Source organism: Weizmannia sp. WK01 (genome assembly GCF_025905465.1).
Taxonomy (GTDB): domain Bacteria; phylum Bacillota; class Bacilli; order Bacillales; family Bacillaceae_C; genus Weizmannia; species Weizmannia faecalis.
Map to the genome: position 1 here is coordinate 2,726,709 of NZ_CP109616.1, position 23,961 is coordinate 2,750,669.

Annotated in this window: 21 protein-coding genes and 1 pseudogene; 8 read left to right on the plus strand and 14 right to left on the minus strand. The window is 45.8% G+C overall.

What is annotated here, in order from left to right; genetic code table 11:
• Positions 1-22 precede the first annotated feature (22 nt).
• The 4 genes from OF158_RS13110 to queG all read right to left on the minus strand — a co-directional run bounded on the left by OF158_RS13110 (position 23) and on the right by queG (position 5,413).
• Positions 23-1,918, minus strand: a complete 1,896-nt coding sequence (locus tag OF158_RS13110) for a PrkA family serine protein kinase (RefSeq protein ID WP_014097432.1) — start codon at positions 1,916-1,918, stop codon at positions 23-25.
• Between the two features lie 654 nt (positions 1,919-2,572).
• Positions 2,573-3,046 (minus strand): tRNA (uridine(34)/cytosine(34)/5-carboxymethylaminomethyluridine(34)-2'-O)-methyltransferase TrmL, encoded by a 474-nt coding sequence (gene trmL / locus OF158_RS13115; RefSeq protein WP_026104609.1) that lies wholly within the window; start codon positions 3,044-3,046, stop codon positions 2,573-2,575.
• 35 nt (positions 3,047-3,081) lie between these two features.
• A complete protein-coding gene (locus OF158_RS13120; RefSeq protein ID WP_014097430.1) occupies positions 3,082-3,963 on the minus strand; it encodes an amidase domain-containing protein in 882 nt (293 codons plus the stop codon).
• Positions 3,964-4,282: 319 nt separating this feature from the next.
• Complete coding sequence (gene queG / locus OF158_RS13125) at positions 4,283-5,413, minus strand: tRNA epoxyqueuosine(34) reductase QueG (protein WP_014097429.1); 1,131 nt, start codon at positions 5,411-5,413, stop codon at positions 4,283-4,285.
• A gap of 375 nt (positions 5,414-5,788) precedes the next feature.
• Here queG and OF158_RS13130 point away from each other — a divergent pair, with 375 nt between their 5' ends.
• Positions 5,789-6,412 carry a MarC family protein gene (locus OF158_RS13130; RefSeq protein ID WP_014097428.1) on the plus strand — a complete coding sequence of 208 codons (624 nt, stop codon included), beginning with the start codon at positions 5,789-5,791 and terminating at the stop codon, positions 6,410-6,412.
• A gap of 328 nt (positions 6,413-6,740) precedes the next feature.
• Here the strand turns inward: OF158_RS13130 and OF158_RS13135 are convergent, their stop codons facing one another.
• A complete protein-coding gene (locus OF158_RS13135; RefSeq protein WP_017551344.1) occupies positions 6,741-7,670 on the minus strand; it encodes a manganese-dependent inorganic pyrophosphatase in 930 nt (309 codons plus the stop codon).
• 172 nt (positions 7,671-7,842) lie between these two features.
• Here OF158_RS13135 and OF158_RS13140 point away from each other — a divergent pair, with 172 nt between their 5' ends.
• A complete protein-coding gene (locus OF158_RS13140) occupies positions 7,843-8,307 on the plus strand; it encodes a ferritin-like domain-containing protein (RefSeq protein ID WP_014097426.1) in 465 nt (154 codons plus the stop codon).
• An 8-nt stretch (positions 8,308-8,315) separates the two neighbouring features.
• Here the strand turns inward: OF158_RS13140 and OF158_RS13145 are convergent, their stop codons facing one another.
• On the minus strand, positions 8,316-9,173 hold the full coding sequence (locus OF158_RS13145) for a proline iminopeptidase-family hydrolase (protein WP_035184042.1): 858 nt from the start codon (positions 9,171-9,173) through the stop codon (positions 8,316-8,318).
• A 150-nt stretch (positions 9,174-9,323) separates the two neighbouring features.
• On the opposite strand from OF158_RS13145, the gene OF158_RS13150 reads away from it, so the two are divergent.
• Genes OF158_RS13150 through OF158_RS13160 form a run of 3 tightly spaced genes read left to right on the plus strand, consistent with a single transcriptional unit; the run spans position 9,324 to position 11,550 of the window.
• Positions 9,324-10,121 (plus strand): amino acid ABC transporter substrate-binding protein, encoded by a 798-nt coding sequence (locus OF158_RS13150; protein WP_035184039.1) that lies wholly within the window; start codon positions 9,324-9,326, stop codon positions 10,119-10,121.
• Positions 10,108-10,800 carry an amino acid ABC transporter permease gene (locus tag OF158_RS13155; RefSeq protein ID WP_014097423.1) on the plus strand — a complete coding sequence of 231 codons (693 nt, stop codon included), beginning with the start codon at positions 10,108-10,110 and terminating at the stop codon, positions 10,798-10,800. The genes OF158_RS13150 and OF158_RS13155 overlap by 14 nt, the downstream gene beginning before the upstream one ends.
• Before the next feature lie 12 nt (positions 10,801-10,812).
• A complete protein-coding gene (locus tag OF158_RS13160; protein WP_014097422.1) occupies positions 10,813-11,550 on the plus strand; it encodes an amino acid ABC transporter ATP-binding protein in 738 nt (245 codons plus the stop codon).
• 62 nt (positions 11,551-11,612) lie between these two features.
• On the opposite strand, the gene OF158_RS13165 is transcribed toward OF158_RS13160, so the two are convergent.
• Together OF158_RS13165 and OF158_RS13170 are read right to left on the minus strand one after the other, a co-directional pair.
• A complete protein-coding gene (locus OF158_RS13165; RefSeq protein ID WP_014097421.1) occupies positions 11,613-12,449 on the minus strand; it encodes a formate/nitrite transporter family protein in 837 nt (278 codons plus the stop codon).
• 667 nt (positions 12,450-13,116) lie between these two features.
• Positions 13,117-14,166, minus strand: a pseudogene (locus tag OF158_RS13170) (IS630 family transposase).
• A gap of 146 nt (positions 14,167-14,312) precedes the next feature.
• On the opposite strand from OF158_RS13170, the gene OF158_RS13175 reads away from it, so the two are divergent.
• On the plus strand, positions 14,313-14,564 hold the full coding sequence (locus OF158_RS13175; RefSeq protein WP_128890970.1) for a hypothetical protein: 252 nt from the start codon (positions 14,313-14,315) through the stop codon (positions 14,562-14,564).
• Positions 14,565-14,929: 365 nt separating this feature from the next.
• Here the strand turns inward: OF158_RS13175 and OF158_RS13180 are convergent, their stop codons facing one another.
• Positions 14,930-16,090, minus strand: coding sequence for an iron-containing alcohol dehydrogenase (locus OF158_RS13180; RefSeq protein ID WP_017551801.1), 1,161 nt, complete (start codon positions 16,088-16,090; stop codon positions 14,930-14,932).
• Between the two features lie 378 nt (positions 16,091-16,468).
• Here OF158_RS13180 and pflB point away from each other — a divergent pair, with 378 nt between their 5' ends.
• Positions 16,469-18,733 carry a formate C-acetyltransferase gene (gene pflB / locus OF158_RS13185; RefSeq protein WP_017551800.1) on the plus strand — a complete coding sequence of 755 codons (2,265 nt, stop codon included), beginning with the start codon at positions 16,469-16,471 and terminating at the stop codon, positions 18,731-18,733.
• A gap of 89 nt (positions 18,734-18,822) precedes the next feature.
• Positions 18,823-19,560 carry a pyruvate formate-lyase-activating protein gene (pflA, locus tag OF158_RS13190; RefSeq protein ID WP_035184032.1) on the plus strand — a complete coding sequence of 246 codons (738 nt, stop codon included), beginning with the start codon at positions 18,823-18,825 and terminating at the stop codon, positions 19,558-19,560.
• 260 nt (positions 19,561-19,820) lie between these two features.
• On the opposite strand, the gene OF158_RS13195 is transcribed toward pflA, so the two are convergent.
• The 5 genes from OF158_RS13195 to OF158_RS13215 all read right to left on the minus strand — a co-directional run bounded on the left by OF158_RS13195 (position 19,821) and on the right by OF158_RS13215 (position 23,737).
• Positions 19,821-20,378, minus strand: coding sequence for an NADPH-dependent FMN reductase (locus tag OF158_RS13195; protein ID WP_014097417.1), 558 nt, complete (start codon positions 20,376-20,378; stop codon positions 19,821-19,823).
• Between the two features lie 18 nt (positions 20,379-20,396).
• Positions 20,397-20,930 (minus strand): DUF6241 domain-containing protein, encoded by a 534-nt coding sequence (locus OF158_RS13200; RefSeq protein ID WP_035184029.1) that lies wholly within the window; start codon positions 20,928-20,930, stop codon positions 20,397-20,399.
• Positions 20,931-21,048: 118 nt separating this feature from the next.
• On the minus strand, positions 21,049-22,029 hold the full coding sequence (locus OF158_RS13205) for a DUF2705 family protein (protein ID WP_035184026.1): 981 nt from the start codon (positions 22,027-22,029) through the stop codon (positions 21,049-21,051).
• Positions 22,026-22,937 (minus strand): ABC transporter ATP-binding protein, encoded by a 912-nt coding sequence (locus tag OF158_RS13210; protein ID WP_014097414.1) that lies wholly within the window; start codon positions 22,935-22,937, stop codon positions 22,026-22,028. The genes OF158_RS13205 and OF158_RS13210 overlap by 4 nt, the downstream gene beginning before the upstream one ends.
• Positions 22,934-23,737 (minus strand): GDSL-type esterase/lipase family protein, encoded by an 804-nt coding sequence (locus OF158_RS13215; RefSeq protein WP_017551795.1) that lies wholly within the window; start codon positions 23,735-23,737, stop codon positions 22,934-22,936. The genes OF158_RS13210 and OF158_RS13215 overlap by 4 nt, the downstream gene beginning before the upstream one ends.
• Positions 23,738-23,961: the final 224 nt, after the last annotated feature.

A 23,961-nucleotide genomic window follows, 5' to 3' on the forward strand; every position in this document is an offset into this window, starting at 1 on the left:
CGCCCGGCTTCCGGCTGCCGGATTACCGGTTCAGCAAGCTCCCGACATAGCGCAGCAATTCATTGGCCGATGTGGAATTATAGCCGTAATCATCAATTAAACGCGCCACCACTTCATTGATCTTCTTCAACTGCTGTTCATCCGGCGTTTTTGTGGATGTTGTAATCTTGACAACGTCTTTTAAATCCGCAAACAATTTTTTCTGGATGGCTTCACGTAGCCGGTCGTGTGAATTATAATCAAACCGTTTCCCTTTTCTCGCATAAGCCGAAATGCGGATGAGGATTTCTTCCCGGAACGCTTTCTTCGCGTTTTCCGAAATGCCGATCTGTTCTTCGATCGACCGCATCAGTTTTTCATCCGGATTAATTTCTTCGCCTGTTAAAGGATCATGCAGCTTCACTTTGTTGCAGAATGCTTCTACATTGTCGAGATAATTGTCCATCAGCGTTTTTGCTGACTCTTCATACGAATATACAAATGCTTTCTGCACTTCTTTTTTGGCAATTTCATCGTATTCTTTCCGCGCTAAAGAAATGAAATTCAAATACTTCTCTTTCAATTCCGGGGTAATCGACGGATGCTGGTCAAGCCCTTCCTTCAATGACAGAAGCACATCGAGGGCATTGATGGATTTCATTTCTTTTTTGATGATTGTAGAGGAAATACGGTTGATGACATAGCGCGGATCAATCCCGAACATGCCTTCATCCTGGTATTCATTTTTCAGTTCCTTTACATCCTGTGAATTGTACCCCTCTACTGCCATCCCGTCATACAAGCGCATTTTCTTAAGCAAATCGATATCCGCCCGCTTCGGTTCGCGCAACCTTGTTAAAATGGTAAACATCGCCGCAACTTTCAGCGTATGCGGAGCGATATGAATATCCGCCACATCGCTTTCCCGGATCATTTTTTCATAAATTTTCTCTTCCTCGGTTACCCGCAAATTATACGGAACCGGCATGACAATAATCCGTGAGTGCAAAGCTTCGTTTTTCTTATTGGCAATAAAAGAGCGGTATTCGGTCTCATTCGTGTGCGCGATGATCAATTCATCAGCAGAAATCAGCGCAAACCGGCCTGCTTTAAAATTTCCTTCCTGCGTCAGCGACAACAGATGCCAGAGAAATTTCTCATCGCATTTGAGCATTTCCTGAAATTCCATAATGCCGCGGTTGGCCTTGTTCAGTTCGCCGTCGAAACGGTAAGCGCGCGGATCCGATTCGGAACCGTACTCGGCAATGGTCGAAAAATCAATGCTGCCGGTTAGATCCGCGATATCCTGCGATTTCGGATCCGACGGGCTGAACGTGCCGATCCCCGTCCGCTTGTCTTCGGAAAAAAAGATCCTTTCAACGAGCACGTCTTCAATCCTTCCGCCATACTCTTCCTCCAGCCGCAGCATATTCAAAGGAGACAAATTGCCTTCAATCCGGATACCGTATTCCTCGTAAAAATCCGCCCGCAAATGTTGCGGAATCAAGTGAAGCGGATCTTCATGCATTGGGCAGCCTTTGATGGCAAATACAGCGCCCTGTTCAGTCCGCGAATACGCTTCAAGGCCCCGTTTTAACATTGTCACAAGCGTCGATTTTCCGCCGCTTACAGGTCCCATCAACAATAAAATCCGTTTTCTGACATCCAGCCTTTTCGCAGCCGGGTGGAAATATTCTTCCACCAATTTTTCAAGCGCCTCTTCCAAACCGAATAATTGATGGCTGAAAAAACGGTATTTTTTTACTCCGTCCACTTCCTCCACACCGGCATCCTTAATCATATTGTAAACTCGGGAATGAGCGGATTGTGCAACCCATGGCTTTTCTTTTAGCAAGTCAAGATACTCCCTGAACGTTCCTTCCCATCTCAGTTTTTCCTCTTCTTCACGGTAGTTTGTGAGTTTCCTCAGAATATCCATTTCGTACCTCCCCTTAGTCTTGTTGAAGAGACGTTTATATAATCTATGCCCCCAAGCGAGGGAACATGATAAAAAGAGACAACCTTATTCGGGACGAACGGACAGCGATAAACGCGAAAAACGAATAGGAAAAATTTCGTTTAGGGAGATTCTGGTGGATAAGGTACGTTCAAAAATTGAAAATAGGTGCATCTTTCAGTGAAATGGGCTATAATGAGGGGCAAAGAAGGAAAAACAGGGAGGATATCGAAGTGAAAACGTTCCTTATTATATTGGTAGCGATTTCATTCTTGTCCGCCATTTTCACGGCTGGATACGAAGACAAAGGGGAAAACTTCCGCGAGCAAGAGCCGGAGTATTAAAATGCTGCTCAAAGATTTTTTTGCACCGGGGATCTTCCGTGGGCAAAAGGCCAGGTGATCCCGACCATTTCCGGCAATGGCGCTTCCACACACGAAAGGCCGGGGAAATTCAGCCTGGCAGTGTGGCAGGGATTTTGAGCGGGCAAGGCCTAGAAAAAATGCAGCTTAAAACATTCGGAAGGGATTTTTCACCGGGATCTTTCGTGAGCACGGGCCGGATGATCCCGACCATTTCCGGCATTGGCGCTTCCACACACGAAAGGGCCGGGCGATGAACCAGCCCGGCCCTTTGTCATTTTAATCCTGGATAATGCTGCTGCCGCAACGCTTCATATACAAGGATGGCGGCAGTATTGGAAAGGTTAAGCGACCGCACTTTGTCTGTCATCGGAATACGCAGGCAGCGGTCCTTATTTTTTTCAATCAAGTCATTCGGCAGCCCCGAGGTTTCCCGGCCGAACATGAAATATAAATTTTTGTCCGGATCGCTGAAATCAAAATCCGTAAACGGCTTTTCGCCAAACGTCTCAATGTAGTATACTTCGCCGTCCGCATTTTTTTCAAAAAATTCTTCCAGTGAATCATAATAGACGATATTCACATGCTTCCAATAATCCAGCCCGGCTCTTTTTAACATTTTATCATCCGTTGAAAAGCCGAGCGGGCGGATCAGATGGAGCGTTGTCCCGGTCCCCGCGCAAGTGCGTGCAATATTGCCTGTGTTGGCGGGAATTTCCGGCTGGTACAATACAACATGCAAGCTCAACATTTGTCACCTCGGGACTTATTATAACACGTTTCTCAACTATCATCTTCAATGGTAAAAAACTTGTACTTGATATTCGGCGTATAGGCGGAAGAGTCTTCATACGTCCAGTACCGTTTACGGCTATTGGTCGTATGGGCATTCACAAGCGGCATCCCGTAATAATCATAACCCGTGACAATGAGCGTATGGTCAAACCGGCCGTCCCCCTGGAAATCGATACAAATGACGTCACCGTACTTCAGCTCCTGCGGTGACGAAACTTCCTTTGCGCGCAAACCGGTTTTAGAATACTGCAGGTATGTCTTAAACGAATGTGCAACCGTCCAGCTGTAACTCCAGTTATTGTGCATCATCCACCAGCCCTGTGCCCTGTCCGGGTATCCGCGCATCGGTGCCCCGCCGGCGTGAAGGCATTGCGAGATATAGTTCGTGCAGTCATCCGTAAACGATTTGTAAGCCGGATTAAAACGGTTCCACCACTTTTCCGCATACTGGACAGCTTTCATGCGGTCATACACGTATGCGATCCGTTCGCCGCCAGCTGCTCCAGTTTTCTGCTCCTCATCATCCGGCAGAGGACCGCACCATTCCGGAATGTCCGGCACAAGTTCCTCGTCTTCATAAAGCCTTCCATCGTAAAAAGATGCTTTTCTTTCCTCCACTGCTTCTTCAATGTAAAAAGCCGCTTTTTGTTTGATCATATACTGCATATGCACCGTATAATAAAGAAAGCTGTGGCTTCCCTCCTGGTCAGCCCGGGTTACTTTTGCTTCCGCTTTCACCTTTACAATCCGGGCATCCCGATTTGAAAGCCCCGTCTTTTTTCGTTCAATATCTTCAAATTCCCGCTCTGTTCCTCGCCCGGTAAAGTGAGCAAGCCTGTTTTCAAGATGTGCCTGGATTTGTTCTTTCAATCAGAAAACCCCCTCTCTTCATCACTATATGATGAAAAAATGGGGGAAATCAGTATCTGTATATTTTCGTGCTTTTTGAAAACGCAAAGATTCTTTTGTTTTGCTGAAAATTTGCGTTGGCGCTGCTTTTGGCACATAAAAAAGCGGCAGCCGTTATCAAGGAACGTGATACATTCCTAGAGCTTTCTTGACGCAGTACCGTTCCATGTGACGATTTTTTACCCGTATCCACGAAAGAAGCGGCATCAAAGTTTATCCTGAAATAGGCACCGGCTGATTTTCATTCTCCTGCTGATGCCGCGTGCACTGCGATGGACGTCTAATCGAAAAATGCAAGGCCTTTTTCGATTTCATTGCGGGCATCCGGATCTTCTTCCTGTTCGCGTGCGGAAAGAAGTGCAGCTTTTGCTTCTTCCCCGCCGATTTTCCCAAGCGCCCAGCCTGCCGTCCCGCGAATAACCGGGCGCGGATCTTCCTGCAAAATTCGGATCAGCTCCGGTACTGCGCTTTCTTCCTTAAAATGGGCGAGCGCGATAATCGCGTTTCGCTGGATCGGCTTTTTCCCGCGCCACGATCCTGCCATATGGCCGAACCGTTCTTTAAACGCGCGGTTGCTGAGGCGGAGAATCGGTTCCAGAAGTGGCTTGGCCGCTTCCGGTTCCGGCTCCATTTCCTCATGAAAATGAAAATCAATCCCTTTGTTTTTCGGACAGATTGTCTGGCACGAATCACAACCGTACACGCGATTGCCGATTTTCCCTTTAAACTCGTCCGGCAAGTAATCTTTTGTCTGCGTTAAAAAGCTGATGCACCGTTTGGCATTCAGCTGCCCGGCAGAAACAAGCGCGCCGGTCGGACAGACATCTAGGCATTTCCGGCAGTCACCGCACTGGTCCTCAACAGGTGTATCCGGTTCAAACGGAATATTGGTAATCATCTCGCCTAAGTACACATAGGAACCAAATTCCGGTGTGATGATCGAACAATTTTTTCCGCTCCAGCCAATGCCGGCCCTCTCGGCTACCGCCCGGTCGGAGAGTTCCCCTGTATCGACCATCGATTTGCAGCGGGCCCCTTCCACTTTTTCTTTAAGAAAATCTTCCAGTTTCGAAAGCTTGTCCCTTAAGATGGTGTGATAGTCCTCGCCCCAAGAAGCCCGGCAAAAGATCCCGCGGCGTGCGCCTTTTTTCCCTTTCGGCGGATTCTTGATTTTGGACGGGTAGGCGAGCGCAACGGCAATAATCGACTGGGGCGAATCAAAAATTAAAGAAGGATTCACCCTTTTTTCAATATCTTTTTCCTCAAAGCCGGACTGGTAGCCGAGTTCCTGTTGACGGATCAGGCGCTGCTTCAACTCCGTAAACGGGTCTGGAGAAGCAAACCCGATTTTGTCGATTCCGATCGTTTTGCTGAAGGCAATGACTTCTTTTTTCAATTCGGCCGTATCCATGATTCACCTCCCCCAAAAACAAACAATTTATATAAAATGAACTTAAGTTTTTGCATTCAGTCCGACCACCAATTTGCATGACGAGGACTTTTTGTACGGCAACAAGCGGCAATATGCGTATTGCTGCCATTAAAAACGCGCCATCATCAACTATAAAAATGATTGTCACAATAAAAACGCAGGGATTCTCCCCCGCTCTCCGGGTGAAACACTGCGTTGCTTCTTACATACATCAAAAAGATATGAACATTATATTAAAGACATCCGCTTCTGTAAAGAAACGCGGGGATCCGTCCATCAAAAAACTGTTACCCCTGTTACATTTTCCACCAACAGGGTAATGCAATAAAAAATAAACAAAAAGGGGTGTAGAAATTGTTCGGCGAAATTATAAAACTTTCGCTCGGTTTTTTTGCGGTGATGAATCCGATCGGGAATATTCCAATCTTCATTTCATTAACTGGTGGATATTCCTTAAAGGACAAACGGAAAACCGCCCGCAAAGCGGTCATTGTTTCTTTTATCATACTAACGGTTTTTCTTTTTCTTGGAAAATTATTGTTCGAGGTCTTCGGGATTACGATTCATGCGTTTCGCGTTGCAGGGGGGATCTTAATCTTCGGGATTGCCTACAGCCTGCTGCACGCTAAAAATGCAAGATCGCAAAGCCCGCATCCGAATGAGCGGAAAGAAGTTGAAGCCCGGGATGACATCTCTATTACACCGCTTGCCCTCCCGATCCTGGCCGGGCCCGGGACGATCGCAACCGTCATGGCGCAGACGTCTTCCCATTCCCTGCCAAACCTGGCAAGTGTTTTAATCGGCTATACCATTGTGCTCGCTTTAACCTTTGTATTGTTTTATTATTCATCTTCGATTATCTCTAAGCTCGGGCAAAGCGGCCTTAACATTATAACAAGGCTGATGGGGCTGATTCTTGCCGTCATGGCGGTTCAAATGATCGCAAGCGGCATCCACGGGCTGTTCCCGAAGCTGTAAAACAATCCGCTTCCATATACGGAACATATGGATATCTGCGTCCCGTTCTGGTCCCCCGGTTGAAAAAACGGTGCCGGTTGCGGAAACAGCGGGGTTCCGCAAGCCAAAATTTGAAAAGGCAGCACAATACCCAAGGATCATACGGGTATCTGAGTCGCATTCCGATCCCCCGTTGAAAAAACCGGTGCCGGTTGCGGAAACAGCGGGGTTCCGCAAGCCAAAATTTGAAAAGGCAGCACAATACCCAAGGATCATACGGGTATCTGAAAGCCCTGTTCCGGTTTCTTGGAATGAAAAAAGCCGGTGCCATGTGTCGGCACCGGTTTTTTCAGCTATGAAAGGATTCGGTTAAAACCGGAACAATTTGTTTTTTCCGTGATACAACGCCTTTTAAAGTGGCCGTGTTGTTTTCCAGCTTGACATTATAGGCTTTTTCCACAATATCCGCCGATTTGCCGAGTGCAAGTGCGACGGAATCGTTTGTTAAAATATCCGTTACAACAAACAGGAACAAATCAAGCCCTCTGTCTGTAATCTGCGCTTGGATCGCCTGTTCAATTTCCGCCTGTTTCACGAGCACGTCATTTGTATCAACGGCATTTACCTGGGCAATCACCACTTTATGGCCAGCCATATCAAATTCTTTGGAGTCAAGTGTAATCAGCTGTTCCACCGTTTTGTCACTTAAATCCGCGCCGGCTTTCAGCATTTCAAGGCCGTATGTATCTGCATCCACACCGGCAATTTCAGCCAGTTCTTTCGCTGCCTTCACATCTTCTTCCGTGCAAGTCGGGGATTTAAACAAAAGCGAGTCGGAGATGATCGCAGAAAGCATCAGGCCAGCTATTTCTTTACTGATTTCAACCCCATTCTCTTTGTAAAGTTTATTTAAAATCGTTGCTGTACAGCCGACCGGTTCCGCACGGTAATAGAGCGGGTCGCTCGTTTCAAAATTGGCGATGCGATGGTGGTCAATGACTTCAAGGACCCGCACGCTGTCAATGTCGTCCGCGCTTTGCTGGCGTTCATTATGGTCCACAAGAATGACATTTTCCACTTCGTTTGCAACCGTTTGAACGAGGCGCGGCGCTTCCATGTGGAATGTTTCCAATGCGAATTTCGTTTCATTGCTCAATTCTCCTAACCGGACCGCCTCCGCGTCAACGCCCAATTTTGTTTTTAACGCTGCATAGGCAATCGCTGAACAAATCGCATCCGTATCCGGGTTTTTATGGCCGAAAACAAGTACTTTTTCCATTTCTTTGCTCCTTTTCTAAAAAAATATGAAGGAAATCTGGCATAGACATTCCTATTATAAAACATTTCGGGAAAATTTTTAAACATTGTCCGCTGGATGGATCAGAAAAAATCGGAACGATCCGCTTTTGCCCATCATACGATATACCGGTTGAAAGTGAGGAGGGAATCCAATGTTTGTCCATCCGTTTGATGATCATGCCGGTTTGAGAAACACACAGCCTGACGCCGGGAACCAGCAGGCAGTATGGCTCGCCAATCTAATCCAGGCAATAAACGGCGAATATAGTGCCATCGCCTGCTACGAGCAAATCGCAAGGAGAGCCCCGTCTGCTGAAGCCCGTAACATCATTATGGAAATCCGTGATGATGAGATTCGCCATTTCCAGACATTTTCGCAGTTTTACACGAACCTCACAGGCAGAAGGCCGCAGCCGCAAATCAGCGAAGCCTGCCCTTCCACTTACAAAGGAGGGCTTGAATTTGCCGTGAAAGACGAACAAAACACGGTCGATTTTTACAGAGAATTGGCGCGTTCCGCAAATAGCCCTGCCATGAAGCAGGCGTTTCTTGAAGCGGCAAGAGACGAACAGCATCACGCCGTCTGGTTTCTTTATCTGCTCATCAATATCCGCTGACCGTGCGCTCAAACACTTGCCAAAAATTCCCGGATCACCCGCACAAATTCATGGGGCTCTTCAAGGTACGGCTGGTGTGAGCTGTTTTCAAACATATGGAATTTTGCCCCCGGTATGAGCCGGCTATAGGCCCTCGTTGTTTCCGGCCTGGCTTCATCGTAACGCCCGCAGGTAAATAAGGCAGGCAGCCTGATCTCATGCAGGCGGCCTGTTACGTCAAATGTTTTCAAATTGCCGGACGGGTAAAATTCTGACGGCCCCCACATCGTCAAGTATACTTCTTCATTCGGACGGGCAAATTCCGATTGCAAGACGGCCGGCTTTTCTTCAAGACGGTTGACAAATTTTTTATAGAAAACTTTCATTGCCTCTTTGTATTCCGGAGAGGATGTCCGCCCCTCGCGTTCTGAACGCGCCAAAATTTCCTGGACATCGGGCGGCAGCTGTTTCCGGTGTTCATCCTGATCCTCTTTCCACTGTGGAGCGCTCAGGCATGGCCCGGAAAATATAACGCTTTTTACCCCTGCCGGCTGCTTCAGCAAATAGTTTGCCGCAAGCATTGTTCCCCACGAATGGCCGAGGATGTGGACTTTATCCAATGCAAGTGCCTCACGAAGCCGGGCAAGCTCCTCTGTGAATCTGTCAATTGTCCAGAGTAAGGGGTCATCCGGGTGGTCTGATCTTCCGGAACCGAGCTGGTCGTAAAAGACAACCGGCCGTTCATCCCCGAGTGCTTCAAGGGCAAAAAACGGCATATGTGTCCCACCAGGCCCGCCGTGCAATACGATAAGCGGCGTTTTGCTTCCGGTGCCCGTTATTTTGTAAAAGACATTCCCTCCCGTGACTTTCACATATCCTTCTGCCATATTGGGTTAACCACCTTTCGCTTTCCCTCATCCATATTTTACTATACAAAGCCTTTTTTCTGGATATTTTTTACCCCTTTGTTTACAATACAAAATGCTGGTTAAAGCATAGCTGTAGACTGTAAAGATAATAAAAAGGGAGTTGACAACATGAGAAAATACATCAAATGGCTGGCCGTGTTTTGCTTGCTGCTTGCGTTAACGGCATGCGGAAAAAATACGGACAACCAGAACGCTTCAAAATCCAATGACTTATACAGCCAGATCAAATCAAAAGGCGTCCTTTTGATCGGGACAGAAGGAACATATCCGCCATTTTCTTTCCATAAAAACGGAAAATTAACAGGCTACGATATTGATGTTGCAAAAGAAGTTGCAAAACGGCTCGGATTAAAAGCCGAATTTAAAGAAACCCAGTGGGATGCCATGTTTGCCGGGCTCAATTCCAAACGGTTTGATATGATCGCAAACCAAGTCGGGATCCGCGCAGACCGCCAGAAAAAATATGATTTTTCCACACCATATACGATTTCAAAAGCCGTTGTCCTTGTACGCAAAGACAATACGAACATCAAGTCCTTTGCTGATTTAAAAGGCAAAAAATCAGCCCAATCGCTTACAAGCAACTTTGCCACTATTGCCAAGAAAAATGGTGCCAATATTGTAAGTGTGGAAGGCTTTAACCAAGCGATCCAGCTTTTGACTTCAAATCGTGTGGATGCAACGGTCAATGATTCCCTAACTTATCTGGATTACAAAAAGCAAAAACCGAATGCTGCCATTAAAGTTGCCGCCACCGCAAACGATGCCAGCAAATCCGCTCTTTTGTTCCGGAAACATTCAGGAAAATTGACAGACAAAGTAAATGATGCTTTAAAAGATATGAAAAAAGACGGCACACTAACAAAAATTTCAAAGAAATGGTTTGGTGAAGATGTTTCCCAATAACCTTGCGTTTATCAGCAGCAACCAGCTGCATTTGGTGCAAAGTTCCCTTCTGTCGATGCTGAAGGGAGCTTTGCATTATACGATTCCATTAACGATTATTACTTTCTGTATCGGTCTTGTGCTGGCACTCGCCACGGCGCTGGCACGGATTTCCGGCATTAAAATACTGGAATGGATTGCCCGAATCTATGTCTCAGCAATCCGCGGAACCCCGTTGCTTGTGCAATTATTTATCATTTTTTACGGGCTGCCGTCTGTGCACATTACCATTGGTTCTTTTCCAGCCGCCATTATCGGCTTTTCGCTCAATGTCGGCGCGTATGCATCAGAAATTATCAGGGCAGCGATTTTGTCGATTCCAAAGGGACAATGGGAAGCAGCCTATTCGATCGGGATGAACTATTCACAGGCTTTGAGAAGAATTGTACTCCCACAGGCCGTCCGCGTATCGGTACCGCCACTTTCTAATACGTTTATCAGTCTCGTGAAGGATACGTCTCTTGCTTCCTTGATTTTGGTGGCCGATCTGTTCCGTAAAGCCCAGGAAATTGCCTCCACCACTTATCAATTTATGCTGCTGTATGTCGAAGCGGCCTTTTTGTACTGGGTGATTTGTTTGATTCTCTCAATAATCCAGCAAAAATTGGAAGGCCGTTTTGATAAATACATCAGCAAGTAAGGAGGGACCTGTATGATTCGAATAGAAGGGTTACATAAACAATTCGGCAACCTTGAAGTGCTAAAAGGAATTGACTTAACCATTGAAAAAGGGAAAGTGATCGTCATCATCGGCCCATCCGGTTCTGGTAAAACCACGCTGCTTCGCTGCATGAATGCTCTTGAAGTTCCAAATCAAGGCAGAGTACAGATCGGTGATGTATCCGTTGACTTTTCCCAACATCCCGGTAAAAAAGAACGCGCGGCTTTGCGGCAAAAATCCGGCATGGTTTTCCAACAGTACAATCTTTTCCCGCATAAAACGGTTCTCGAAAATGTGATTGAGGGGCCTATCATTGTAAAAAGGAAAAACCGCCAGGATGCAGTAAAAAAAGCTGAAATGCTGCTGGAAAAGGTAGGCCTGCTTGATAAAAAAGATGCGTATCCGGCAAGCCTTTCCGGCGGTCAGCAGCAGCGCGCCGGGATTGCGCGGGCGCTTGCGATGGAGCCGGAAGTAATGCTGTTTGACGAACCGACATCCGCACTGGACCCGGAACTTGTGAGCGGCGTGCTAAATGTGATGAAGGAGCTTGCTGAAGAAGGGATGACAATGGCCGTTGTCACACACGAAATGCGGTTTGCCCGCGAAGTTGCAGACAAGGTGATTTTCATGGATGGCGGTGTCATCCTGGAGCAAGGCAAACCGGAAGAAGTATTCCATCATCCAAAAAATGCACGGACCAAGCAATTCCTGCAGCTGATTCAAAACTAATGAAACGGATCAGGTTTTTCGATATAAAACGAGCTGCCCTCTATCAGGCAGCTCGTTTTATATTACTTGATTTTTTCAGCCGAAAAAGGGGATACGGTGTGTGTGTCAACAACAGCAACCGGCACTTTTTCTTTTTTCTTTGATGTTAAGAAGGCGTACATGGCACCGACAAAGACGCCGCCGCCAATCATATTGCCGAGCGTTACCACACCAAGGTTGTGCAAAATGCCCACGAGTGTAATGGTATCCGGGTATGGTGCGGCAAGTGCCAGCGAGAACAGCACCATATTGGCAATGCTGTGTTCGTAGCCTGAAATGACGAAGCCAAACACGAGCAGCATCATCGAAGCGATTTTAGCCCCGTCTCCCTTTACGTTTATCGGAACCCAGAACCCTAAACAAACAAGCCAGTTACAAAGAATCGAACGGAAAAACATTTGGGCCGTCGTCAGGCTAATTTTCCCACCAACAACCGACATTAAAAACTGGCTGTTATCCGAATCCGCATAGAGTCCGCTGTAATGGATAAACAGCGCGAAAATCGCCGCACCGATCAAATTTCCGGCATACGTTGCCACCCAGTTTGTGAGCGCATCTTTCCAAGTTGTCGCTTTTTTTACCGTGCTCATTGTCATCATCATCGTATTGCCGGTAAAAAGCTCGCCGCCGCCAAACATAATAAGCACAAGCGCTGCGCCAAAAAATATTGAAGCCATAAAGGAAGTAACCGGAGACTTCGCATCAAAAAACGGCTCAGCAAGACGGTAACATATTATAATGGCAAAACCGATGAACATACTTGCCAACGCTGCTTTTGTCACATAACGAAGCAAGGATTCTTCCAGATATTTTTTCTTATTTAATGCCATTTGAACAACAGATTCAACGGCCTCGTACATAAACACCATCTCCAACATGAAAAATGTTTAATTGTGAATCATATCACAAACAACTGCCTTTCTATCATATCCCCTTTTTCCCTGTTTGTGTTTGTATATATTTTGAACGTTTATGAAGCGATTACACGAGAAAAGACTATTGATAGGCCGTCAGAGCTGCCCTATTTTACAAGCCAAAATCCGAGAAAATATTATATGTATATAATATTCATATTTAACAAAAAAGTATTGCTATTAAAGTCCTTTTTCATTAAAATAAGTTACAGAAAGAGAAGATTTGAGGAAGGATATAGAAAAAAATTAATTGAACGGAAAATTGCGGAGGGTACAAATGCTGCAAAGTCATTCTTATCGAATACTACATAATAAACTCAGTTTGGTTTGTCTTCTCCTTATTTTATTCATTCCTTGTGTGGAAATCATACAATTACTTATCAACCAAATCCAGTTTGGTGATAAGTGGGATCCTGCTTTTGCATTTTTCCTGACAGGCTCAAGCAGAGCGCATGGAGCACAAATCGTCTTAATTTGGTTTTTGCCAATTTATTTCTTGATTGCTTTTTCGGACGATGCCATATTGGATTATAAATTGGGATACAGAAATGTAGTCGTTAATAAAATCGGAATCAAAAAATACTGTTCAGAAAAGATACTATATAAGATGAACTTAAGTTTTTGACAGCTCTAATCTAACAAGCAGCCGGTCAATGACTTCTTGGCTCTTTTGGCTGGCTTGTTTCATAAATTCCGCCACGTGGGAGCGAATTTGGTAAAATTTGCTGAAAAAGACGTTGTTTACGACATCTTGCTTTAGCCACTTCCATAATCCTTCCACTGGGTTCTACTCAGGGCTGTATTTAGGAAGAAAAACAAATTCCATTCGTGGATTTTCTTTCAGGAAATCCTTGATAAATTGTGATTGATGCACTTTGCTGTTGTCCAAAACCATTACAATTTTACCTTGCGGGTATTTACTTAAAATGAGTTCTACAAAACGTCTAAAGGCCAAGGAATTACTTTTTTCTTCTTCATAGTGCGTAATTTCGCCGGTTTCATAGTTTATGGCAGCGAACAGCTTTGCACCCTTATGCTGGCCGTATGTTTTGATTTTTCGCTGCTGTCCTTTTGGGAACCAGTTATACTGCAGAGCCTGATAAGCACGGATGAATGCCTCATCTTCGAATAACAGGTGATCGATGATCCCATTCTCCAGTTGCTGTTTTAGCTTTAGGAAAGTGACTTCTTTGAATGCTTTTTGCTCTTCAGGATCTGCTTTTGCCAAAGTATATGTGGCCTTTGTATAGCTAAACCCAAGCCGGTGTAACATTTTAGAAACGCCCCTTGGGGTATACGACTGTTGAAATTCACGCTGGATCCAATCGGCGATTAACGGGAGCGTCCAAGTGTATTTTGCTTCGAACCCAACTTCTGCAGGGGTTTTGTTTATAATGGTTTCGGCCAACTGCTTTTGTTGATCTTCCGTTAATTTCTCAGGTTTACCTGTTGGTTTTTTCATTTGAAGGCTGGAGATTCCTCCTTCTTCATAAGCATGACAGTAATTCATGACCGTTTGCCGGGTACGTCCTATAATCTTAGCAATTTCTGGATAAGTCCGGCCTTCTAAATGTAACAGCACAGAGAGATAACGCTCATAAAGATGTTTATCCCTTGTGTTTTGCATAGCGTTTCGCAATTGTTCAAGTTCTTGATTCAACATTTTTTCTCCGCCCTTTTTAGGATAGTTACAATCTATATACCCAAAAAAGGACCGAGGAAGTGAGCAAAAATGATTAATTCGTTTTATATAGATTAAAAAAAGATAAGAATGGAGATTACTTCATTCAACATTCCGGTTATTACAGAGTGGGAAAACAACTGCAAGAAGGAAAATATAGATTGTCTTTTGTTGACCATGAAAAAACGCATAACCGAAAACCATTTGTACAAATCACCTCATCAGATGGTACTATCCGTCAATCTTATTCATTTGAAAAGAAAAACCAAAGACAAATTAAATTGAACCTTAAAAATCAGGAAATATTAGAAATCCATAAAGGTTTCTCAAATGAATACCAAAATTACGTTATTTTGCTACAACCGCTGAGCAAATCATAAATTCCAAAACGGGCGATGAACGTACGATTTGTGTGCTTGTCGCTTTGTCTAATTTTACGTAACCCCTCCTAGGTAAACCATCAGGGAGCCATTTGCTTTGAATCTCTCGTATGGTTCTTCTAAAGGGGATTTTTTTCGTCCCTCTCCAATCCAACAGGCTCATCTTCCACTTGCCCAGAACCTGGTATGCATTGCGGGCGGTGGTTGCAATCCGGAAAATTTGCGCCAGCTGTTTTTTCCGTCGCGACATGGACGCCTGTCTTTTGAAAAAAGGTATAGACAAAAAATACCTGCAGGCCGGACACTTGGAAAAAGTGCCCAGCCTGCAGGTGCCAGTTTACTCAAATTCCCCTCCGTCTTCTTCCTTACATCGCTGCTTTTATAATCGCTTCCACTTCTTTTTGTGTTGGTTTGCGCGGGTTTGTGGCTGCGCACGCGTCCTGCATCGCATGCTGGGCGAGGATTTCGATATCTTCTTCTTTAGCCCCGAGTTCTTTAAAGCCTTTCGGAATGTTCAGCTGTGCTGCCAGCCTTTCAATTGCTGTAATGGCTTTTTCCGCCGCTTCGTCGACGCTCAGGCCATCCGTCTTCTCACCCAGTGCAACGGCAATTTCTGCAAATCTTTCTTTCCGCGCAATCAGATTGAAACGGCACACATGCGGGAGCAAAATCGCATTGCAAACGCCGTGCGGCAAGTTATAGAAACCGCCGAACTGGTGCGCAATCGCGTGGACATAGCCCAAAGATGCATTATTAAACGCCATGCCTGCCAAATACTGCGCATATACCATTTGTTCACGCGCTTCCATATCATTGCCGTTTGCAACAGCCTTTGGCAAATATTGCGGAATAATTTGGATCGCTTTAATGGCGCATGCATCTGTTACCGGTGTGGCCGCAGTTGAAACATACGCTTCCACTGCATGGGTCAAAGCGTCAAGCCCCGTTGCCGCAGTTAAAGACGGCGGCATCCCGACCATTAATAATGGATCATTAATGGACAAAACCGGTGTCACATGTTTATCTACAATCGCCATTTTCACTTTCCGACTCGTATCGGTAATAATCGTAAATTTTGTCATTTCGCTGGCAGTCCCGGCTGTTGTATTAATTGCAACGAGCGGCACCATTGGTTTTTCAGAACGGTCCAGCCCTTCATAATCATGGATTTTGCCCCCATTGGCCGCAACGAGCCCGATCCCTTTTGCACAGTCATGCGCGCTCCCGCCGCCAAGTGAAACGATTGAATCGCAATTTTCTTCATGATAGGTTTTTAACCCGTCTTCCACATTTTTGTCTGTCGGATTTGGTTCAGCCTTCGGATAGATCGCCACTTCCAGGCCGGCTTCTTTTATATAGGCTGCAATTTTTTCGGAATACCCCAGTTGGTGGAGCCCTTCATCGGTTACAATCAGCGGTCTGCGACACCCAAGATTTTTCAGCCTGTTTCCAATTTCTTCTGCCGTCCCCTGTCCAAACAAGTTTACGGAAGGCATTTGAAAATCAGTACGTAATCCTGTTAACATCTTTCCCCACTCCTTTTATGTAACTGCTTACATGAAAAATATAACGCAAACGCTTTCATCTGGCTGTGCCAATTTTGTGAAATATTGAGCATGTTACCAAATCACAAACTCTCCCCAAGAAAAATAATCATGTGAAAAACTGATCAATTTGTGTTATAACACGCTTTCATCGCATTTTTCTATTATATATCTACGGCCAAATGTTTTGAACATTCTTTGACAACTGCTTTTTTTGGCCCCAAAATGTGAACGCTATCACTATCTTTTTAAAATCGACCATGCTAAAATGAAAGCGTAATAAGAAATGTTCACTATTTAACAAACAAACATCCAATTCTGAAGGCAGCTCATTAATAGGCTTAAAGGAGGCCATTTAAAATGACTGAACAATTACTGACAAAAGCAACGCTCTCCAAAAAACAATGGGAAGGCTTCAAAGGAGGAAACTGGCAAAAAGAAATCGATGTAAGGGACTTTATTCTGAAAAATGTAACCCCTTACGAAGGCGATGAAAGCTTTCTTGCCGGCCCGACTGAAGCCACTTTAAAATTATGGGATCAGGTCATGGAACTGTCGAAACAGGAACGCGAAAAAGGCGGCGTCCTGGATATGGATACGAAAATTGTATCTACCATTACATCGCATGGCCCGGGCTATTTAAACAAAGAACTTGAAAAAATTGTCGGTTTCCAAACCGATAAACCGTTCAAACGTTCGATGATGCCGTTTGGCGGAATCCGGATGGCAGAAAGTGCCTTAAAATCTTACGGCTATGAAATTGATCCGGAAATCAAACATATTTTTACAGAATGGCGGAAAACCCATAACCAAGGTGTATTCGATGCCTACACACCGGAAATCAAAGCTGCACGGCATGCCGGCATTGTAACAGGCCTTCCGGATGCTTACGGCCGCGGCCGCATTATCGGCGACTACCGGCGCGTTGCCCTTTACGGTGTAGATTATTTAATTGAGCAAAAGAAAAAAGATCTCGATTTAATCGGCTGCGGCTTGATGACAGAAGAAGTCATCCGTGAACGTGAAGAACATTCGGAACAAATTCGTGCATTGCAAGAATTGAAACAAATGGCACAAAGCTACGGATTCGATATTTCCGAACCGGCTTCAAACGCACACGAAGCTTTCCAATGGCTGTATTTCGCGTATCTGGCTGCCATTAAAGAACAAAATGGCGCGGCCATGAGTCTTGGGCGCACATCCACTTTCCTTGACATTTATATTGAAAGAGATTTGAAAAACGGTGTCCTGACTGAACGGGAAGCACAAGAACTCGTCGACCACTTTGTCATGAAACTCCGCCTCGTCAAATTTGCAAGGACGGAAGATTACAATGAACTGTTCAGCGGCGACCCGACATGGGTAACAGAATCGATCGGCGGCATGGCTTTGGACGGCCGTACACTCGTTACGAAAAACTCGTTCCGCTTCCTGAACACGCTTGATAATCTCGGCCCTGCGCCGGAACCGAACCTGACCGTGCTCTGGTCGACGAAACTGCCGGATAAATGGAAACAATATTGCGCGAAAATGTCGATCAAGACAAGCGCCATCCAATATGAAAACGATGACTTAATGCGTGAAGAATACGGCGATGATTATGGCATTGCCTGCTGTGTATCGGCGATGCGGATCGGCAAACAAATGCAATTCTTCGGCGCCCGTGCCAACCTGGCAAAAGCTTTGCTGTATGCGATTAACGGCGGCGTTGATGAACGGTATAAAATGCAAGTCGCACCTCCGTTCCAGCCGATCACATCGGAATATCTCGATTACGATGAAGTCATGGAAAAATACGATCGGATGCTAGACTGGCTTGCAGGCGTTTATATCAATGCTTTGAACATCATTCATTATATGCATGACAAATACAGCTATGAACGGCTTGAAATGGCATTGCATGATCGCAATGTACTGCGCACGATGGCTTGCGGCGTTGCCGGCCTGTCTGTTGCAGCCGACTCTCTAAGCGCCATCAAATACGCGAAAGTAAAAGTCATCCGTGACGAAGACGGCCTTGCCGTTGACTATGAAGTCGAAGGCGATTACCCGAAATACGGTAACAACGATGACCGCGTCGACCAAATTGCCGTCAATCTCGTCAAATCGTTTATGCAAAAACTGCAAAAATATCCGACTTACCGGAACGCTGTCCATACTTCTTCGATCTTGACGATTACATCGAACGTTGTATACGGCAAGAAAACAGGAAGCACTCCGGACGGCCGGAAAGCAGGCGAACCTTTCGCACCTGGTGCAAACCCGATGCACGGCCGCGATTCCCACGGCGCAGTCGCATCGTTGACATCTGTTGCGAAACTGCCTTATAAATATTCGCTTGACGGCATTTCCAACACTTTCTCGATTGTCCCGGAAGCGCTCGGACACGAAGAAGAAACACAGGTCTCCAACCTGGACGGCATGCTGGACGGCTATATGGCGAAAAAAGCGCACCACTTAAACGTCAACGTCCTGCATCGCGAAACATTGCTGGATGCGATGGATCATCCGGAAAAATATCCGCAATTGACGATCCGTGTATCGGGATATGCGGTAAACTTCATCAAATTGACAAGGGAACAACAACTTGAAGTCATTAACCGCACGTTCCATGAAATGATGTAAACTGATTCGGGCGGCATGCACCTGCGTGCCCCCTCCCCCCTATTAAACACTTAACTTATGGGGAATCTATATAGAAGGATTTGATTGAGATGAACATGACAACGCGCATTCATTCCACTGAATCGTTTGGCACAGTCGACGGGCCTGGCATCCGCTATGTCGTATTTACGCAAGGCTGCCCGCTGCGCTGCAAATTTTGCCACAACCCGGATACATGGAAAATCAATGAAGGCAATGAAATGAGCGTCGAAGAGATTATGAGCGATGTGCGCGATTACCTGCCTTTTATTAAAGCTTCCGGCGGTGGCATTACAGTGAGCGGCGGCGAACCACTTTTGCACCTCGATTTTCTAATCGAATTGTTTAAAGCGTGCAAAGAAATTGGCGTCCATACTGCCATTGACACAGCGGGCGGATGTTTCTCGCGCAGTCTCCGGTTTATGGGAAAACTGGATGAATTGATGAAATATACAAATCTTGTGTTATTGGACATCAAGCATATTGACCCGGAAAAGCATAAATGGCTGACGGGCATGTCAAATGAGCATATTCTCGATTTCGCCCGGTATCTCGCTGACAAGCATATTCCGGTCTGGATCCGCCATGTGCTCGTTCCCAGCGTCGATTCAGAAGAAGATTTGCAAAAAACATCTGATTTTATCCATTCGCTGCCAAACGTTGAAAAAATTGAAATCCTTCCGTACCATAAGTTAGGCGTCTACAAATATGAGGCGCTCGGCATCGACTATCCCCTCAAAGGTGTCGAACCGCCGACAAAAGAACAAGTTGCACATGCGGAACAGATTTTAAAAAGGGAATTGCAGTAAAGAAAAAGCGCCGGCTGTCCGCCGGCACTTTTTTATTCCGCCTAAAAGAACGATACAATGTTAAGAAAGTGGAAAAACTTAGAGCTCCTCTCCCCTGAAAAATTGCCCCGGGGTTTTTTATCCTTTTGCTGGTAACGCGTCATACGGCAAGATAAACGGCAAAATGGTCGCCTTCCTTCGCCTAGAGCACGTCTACCTAAGCTTCGCTGATGATCCACTATCGCCCATGCGCAACGGCCACGGCACTAGGCAAAAGTGCATCATCCCAAATTTCCAGGATTGCCTCCGGAGAAAGCTTTTCTCAATTGCAACAGTTCATGCGCAAGCTTTCGGATGCGTGCCTGGATATCGGCATTGATGATTTCATTGTCCTCATTAAAATCATCATTGTGGATAAAAACATTGCGGACTGCACAGGTGGCCTTTAAAAAGGTTAACACCGGTTTCAGCTGGTATTCAGCAACAAGAAAATGTTTGTCCGAGCCGCCGTTCATCACAATGCCGCATACTTTGGACTGAAAAGCATCGCGGTGCAAATGGTCGAGCAGATTTTTCAAAGCGCCTGTAATGGACGCCTGGTAAATTGGCGAGCCAAAAACAAGGATATCCGCTTCAAGCATTTTATTAACGACCGCAATCGTATCATCATTGTAATAAGAAAGTGGAAACCCTCTTGCAAACTCCACTTCATAATCTTTTAAATCGAGCAGTTCAGTTTCCGCTTCCGGATCTTCCGCTTTAATTGCCATAAGCACCTCATATACACCAATGGAGGTCTTCTCACCGGTAAGCGAGCCGGATATACCTAAAATTTTCACCGTTTCCACTTCCTGATGTCATTTGAAATTTTCCTTAATATATGCCGCTTCTTCAGAAGGCGTCAACCGCCGCTCCGCTTTTCCGATGTTGCCTTTCTGGTAAGCCCAAATCTCATTATGGGCCTTCACCGCATTGCTGAAATCGCCTTTTTTCCACGGTTTTAATATACTGAGCAGCATATCCTGCAGTTCTGTATCCGCAAAAGTTTGATTGCTAATTGCCGAATACAGGGCGTCCACCTTTTCTTTTGTGATTTCGGAAGCTCCCCATTTTTCATTTGCCGCCACTTTTTGATGCGTCATATTATGTACTTCCTGCACCAATGCTTCTTCGCTCATGCTTTTGTATGCCGAAAGTTTGCGCTCAGGCGTCTTCTGGCGGAAGCTTTCCTGTATAACCGCTTTTGCAGCCGTCTCTTCCTCTGCAGCCGGTTTTTTCGAATGTGCTGCCTCCGTTGCAATCGCTTCTCCTTTGTTAAAGTAAAAATAAGTGACACCTGCAATAAACATAAACACAGCAATCCCCATCCCAACGACAAACCGTTGAAACACAGCATCTCCCCCTTTGCTTATCATACGAAATTCGTGCTGCCCCGTAAAAAATCCTGCTTTATCATTGTATTAATGCAGCGAAAAAATTTTACCGGAAATTGGCGGAATTCCGTTTTTCTTAATAAACATCCCGTTTTGTAAACACAACAAAAGAAACCACGAGCGAGAGAAAAAGCCACACAAGCAGCACAGCAACCGAAAATCCGAGCGTCATGCCTGCAACAGGCGGGCTTGTACCATTGAGATAATTTGTCAGCTGCAAATTCACCATAAACAAATATTTTGCGCTTGGCCAAGCCGATACCATGTTGGTCAAAATCGCGCCGGCAATCAATGAGGATAACATAATTCCCATTACGGCGGCCGTGCTGCGCAACAGGACAGAAAGCATAAACGTGAGGCTGCCTGAAACGACGCAGACAAACCAGGCAAGGCCGAACGCCATGAGCAAATATTTCCATTGCGGGACAGCATGCACATGTGCAGTAAGGAGCTCGTCCCCTTTTATCGTAAAACCGGTAAGCATTGGCATGTTCCAGCCGCGGTAGCCGAATACTATTCCGGAAATGGCATAGGTAAAAACGGCTGTGCACAGCAAAATAAACGAAACGGACAGCAGCATGGCAATGTACTTGCTAAGCAGGATGCGCCATCTTTTCACAGGGCGCGTCAGCAATAATTTGATTGTCCCGCTGCCCGCCTCAGCAGACACAATATCGCTTGCCGCCACCATGACGAACAGTGGCAAAAGCATGCCGATCGCATTTTCAATAAATACCCGCATAAACGTCGGGGCGCCCGGCGCGTTCGGATTGATGTTGTGGTTGAGATAATATTGTTCCTGGCTCAATGTGATACGCAAATATTTTTTAAAATCATCAGAAAGGCTTGCCGATCCGAGCCGGTTTTGCGTATCGACAATTTGTTTCTGGAGCTTAACCCGCCAGTCGGTTGTCCCGATTTTTTCCTGCAGCGCTTTCGATTCTTTGTACTGCGCGTAGGTAAAAATGGGAACAAGGCAGGCGATAATCAGCATAATGACAAGAATCCGCTTTTTCTTCCAAAGCTTCAACTGTTCATTGTATATAAGTTGGATCATTTTTTCCTGCCCCCTGTCAGTTCCAAAAACAAATCTTCAAGCGCCGGCAGCACGGCCTTCATTTCTTTCACCCTGACCCCGTTTTGAACGAGCATCTCGTTCCATAAAGCATTTTTTTCTTCATCATAAGGGGTCACAAGGAGGCCGTCTTCCCCTTCTGCCACCTGTGTCTCCGCCTGAAGCAAGGTGCGTGCTTTCTCTATTGGCGCAACTTTCCAAAAGGTACGCGCTTTTTCGGAAAGCAGCTCGTGTACATTCCCGGTCCGAATCACCTGGCCGTTATGGATAATGGCCACTTTGTCGCACATCAGCTGCACTTCGCTTAACAAATGCGAAGAAACGAGGACGCTTAAATGCGCTTTTTCGGCAAGCGACCGGATAAATTCGCGCATTTCCCGGATGCCTGCCGGGTCAAGCCCGTTTGTCGGTTCATCAAGAATCAAAAGCTTCGGGTTTCCAAGGAGCGCCTGGGCAATGCCAAGCCTTTGCCGCATGCCGAGAGAGTATGTTTTTACTTTATCATGGATCCGGCCAGTTAAGCCAACGAGCGCCGCCACTTCATCCAGCCTGTTTCTCGGAATGGACGGATCCATCCGTGCAAAATAGGCAAGATTTTCATAGCCGGTCAAAAACGGGTACATCTCCGGATTTTCGACAATGCAACCGAGATTTTTCATGGCTTCCGTAAACTCGGTCCGTACGTTTTTTCCGCCGATCAAAATTTTTCCCGAAGTCGGGCGGATCAGACCTGTCAGCATCCGAATCGTTGTTGTCTTCCCTGCCCCGTTCGGCCCGAGAAATCCGAATACCTCTCCCGGCATCACTTCAAAACTGATGCCTTTGATGATTTCTTTCCTGCCAATTTTTTTATGGACATCGATAACCTTAAGTGCGGGAATCGTCGTCATTTCGCTTTCTCCTCCCGATAATGGATCAGGGAAGCAACACGCTCTCCGATCAGTTGATAACCGGCCGTATTCGGATGGAATTTGTCACTGTATAAATAGTCGTTTACATTTTGTTCAAAAAGGTCAAACGTCGGCACATAGATGACTTTTGGAAAGTCAGACGCGACAGAAGCAGAATCAAAGTTCCATTTTCTGACGATCGCAGAGGTCGTTTTCGCCTCGGACAAATCGATAAAAGGATTATACAGCCCGACATGATAGACGATTGCCGTTTTGTTCACCGCCCGAATTCCTGCATAGATCTGTTTTAAATTGGCCAAATAAGGCTTTTCCAGCTTTTCGATATAGGCGGTATTCAAATGGTCAAGCGCCTCTCCGCCCGCAAACAAATCATTGCCGCCGATGGTCAGCAAAATGATATCCGCGCTCTTGAGTTCGCGTTTGATCTGCGGTTGTTTGAGCTGTTCAAGCAGCCCGCTTGATGTAAGCCCTTTGATGCCATTGTTTTGGAGTAGAACAGCCTTCTTCGTTTTTTTCTTTAAACGATCCGCAGCATCACCCGCATATCCCTTTCCTGCTGTATCTCCCGTTCCCCTTGTGAGTGAGTCGCCGATTGCTGTAATCGTGATTTGTTTCGTACCACCCGCTTTTGACGTGTTATTGCCGGTTCTGGCAGTTTCCGTCTTTACGCCTGTTGCTTTCGTCTGCTGGTCTTCAAACACCATCCACAGGCCGGCCAGAAACAACAAGGCTGACACGGCAGAAACAATAGAGATGGCGGAAATTAAATGCTTTTTCATTTCGCTATTCCTTTCTTTCCTGTTTATAACTTAAAGGATAGCAAAGGAAGCCGACTTTTTAAAATCGCGTGCTCCAAATAAATGCACAAGGTCCATTCTAAAAAAAGCGTTGTCCGGTTTCCAGGTAACACCCTGCAGAAATGTTTGATTGCTGCGGGCTCTCTCCCAAAATACAGCGCTGATGGGTTTTACGGAGACGAAACAGTGCAAGTTGCCAAGTACTG

Bases quoted from the DNA above. Each gene is read 5' to 3' on its own strand.
- OF158_RS13110 (WP_014097432.1), bottom strand. From the start codon at position 1,918: ATGGATATTCTGAGGAAACTCACAAACTACCGTGAAGAAGAGGAAAAA.
- queG (WP_014097429.1), bottom strand. From the start codon at position 5,413: ATGGATACGGCCGAATTGAAAAAAGAAGTCATTGCCTTCAGCAAAACG.
- OF158_RS13135 (WP_017551344.1), bottom strand. From the start codon at position 7,670: ATGGAAAAAGTACTTGTTTTCGGCCATAAAAACCCGGATACGGATGCG.
- OF158_RS13140 (WP_014097426.1), top strand. From the start codon at position 7,843: ATGTTTGTCCATCCGTTTGATGATCATGCCGGTTTGAGAAACACACAG.
- OF158_RS13145 (WP_035184042.1), bottom strand. From the start codon at position 9,173: ATGGCAGAAGGATATGTGAAAGTCACGGGAGGGAATGTCTTTTACAAA.
- OF158_RS13150 (WP_035184039.1), top strand. From the start codon at position 9,324: ATGAGAAAATACATCAAATGGCTGGCCGTGTTTTGCTTGCTGCTTGCG.
- OF158_RS13155 (WP_014097423.1), top strand. From the start codon at position 10,108: ATGTTTCCCAATAACCTTGCGTTTATCAGCAGCAACCAGCTGCATTTG.
- OF158_RS13160 (WP_014097422.1), top strand. From the start codon at position 10,813: ATGATTCGAATAGAAGGGTTACATAAACAATTCGGCAACCTTGAAGTG.
- OF158_RS13165 (WP_014097421.1), bottom strand. From the start codon at position 12,449: ATGTACGAGGCCGTTGAATCTGTTGTTCAAATGGCATTAAATAAGAAA.
- OF158_RS13180 (WP_017551801.1), bottom strand. From the start codon at position 16,090: ATGTTAACAGGATTACGTACTGATTTTCAAATGCCTTCCGTAAACTTG.
- pflB (WP_017551800.1), top strand. From the start codon at position 16,469: ATGACTGAACAATTACTGACAAAAGCAACGCTCTCCAAAAAACAATGG.
- pflA (WP_035184032.1), top strand. From the start codon at position 18,823: ATGAACATGACAACGCGCATTCATTCCACTGAATCGTTTGGCACAGTC.
- OF158_RS13205 (WP_035184026.1), bottom strand. From the start codon at position 22,029: ATGATCCAACTTATATACAATGAACAGTTGAAGCTTTGGAAGAAAAAG.
- OF158_RS13210 (WP_014097414.1), bottom strand. From the start codon at position 22,937: ATGACGACGATTCCCGCACTTAAGGTTATCGATGTCCATAAAAAAATT.
- OF158_RS13215 (WP_017551795.1), bottom strand. From the start codon at position 23,737: ATGAAAAAGCATTTAATTTCCGCCATCTCTATTGTTTCTGCCGTGTCA.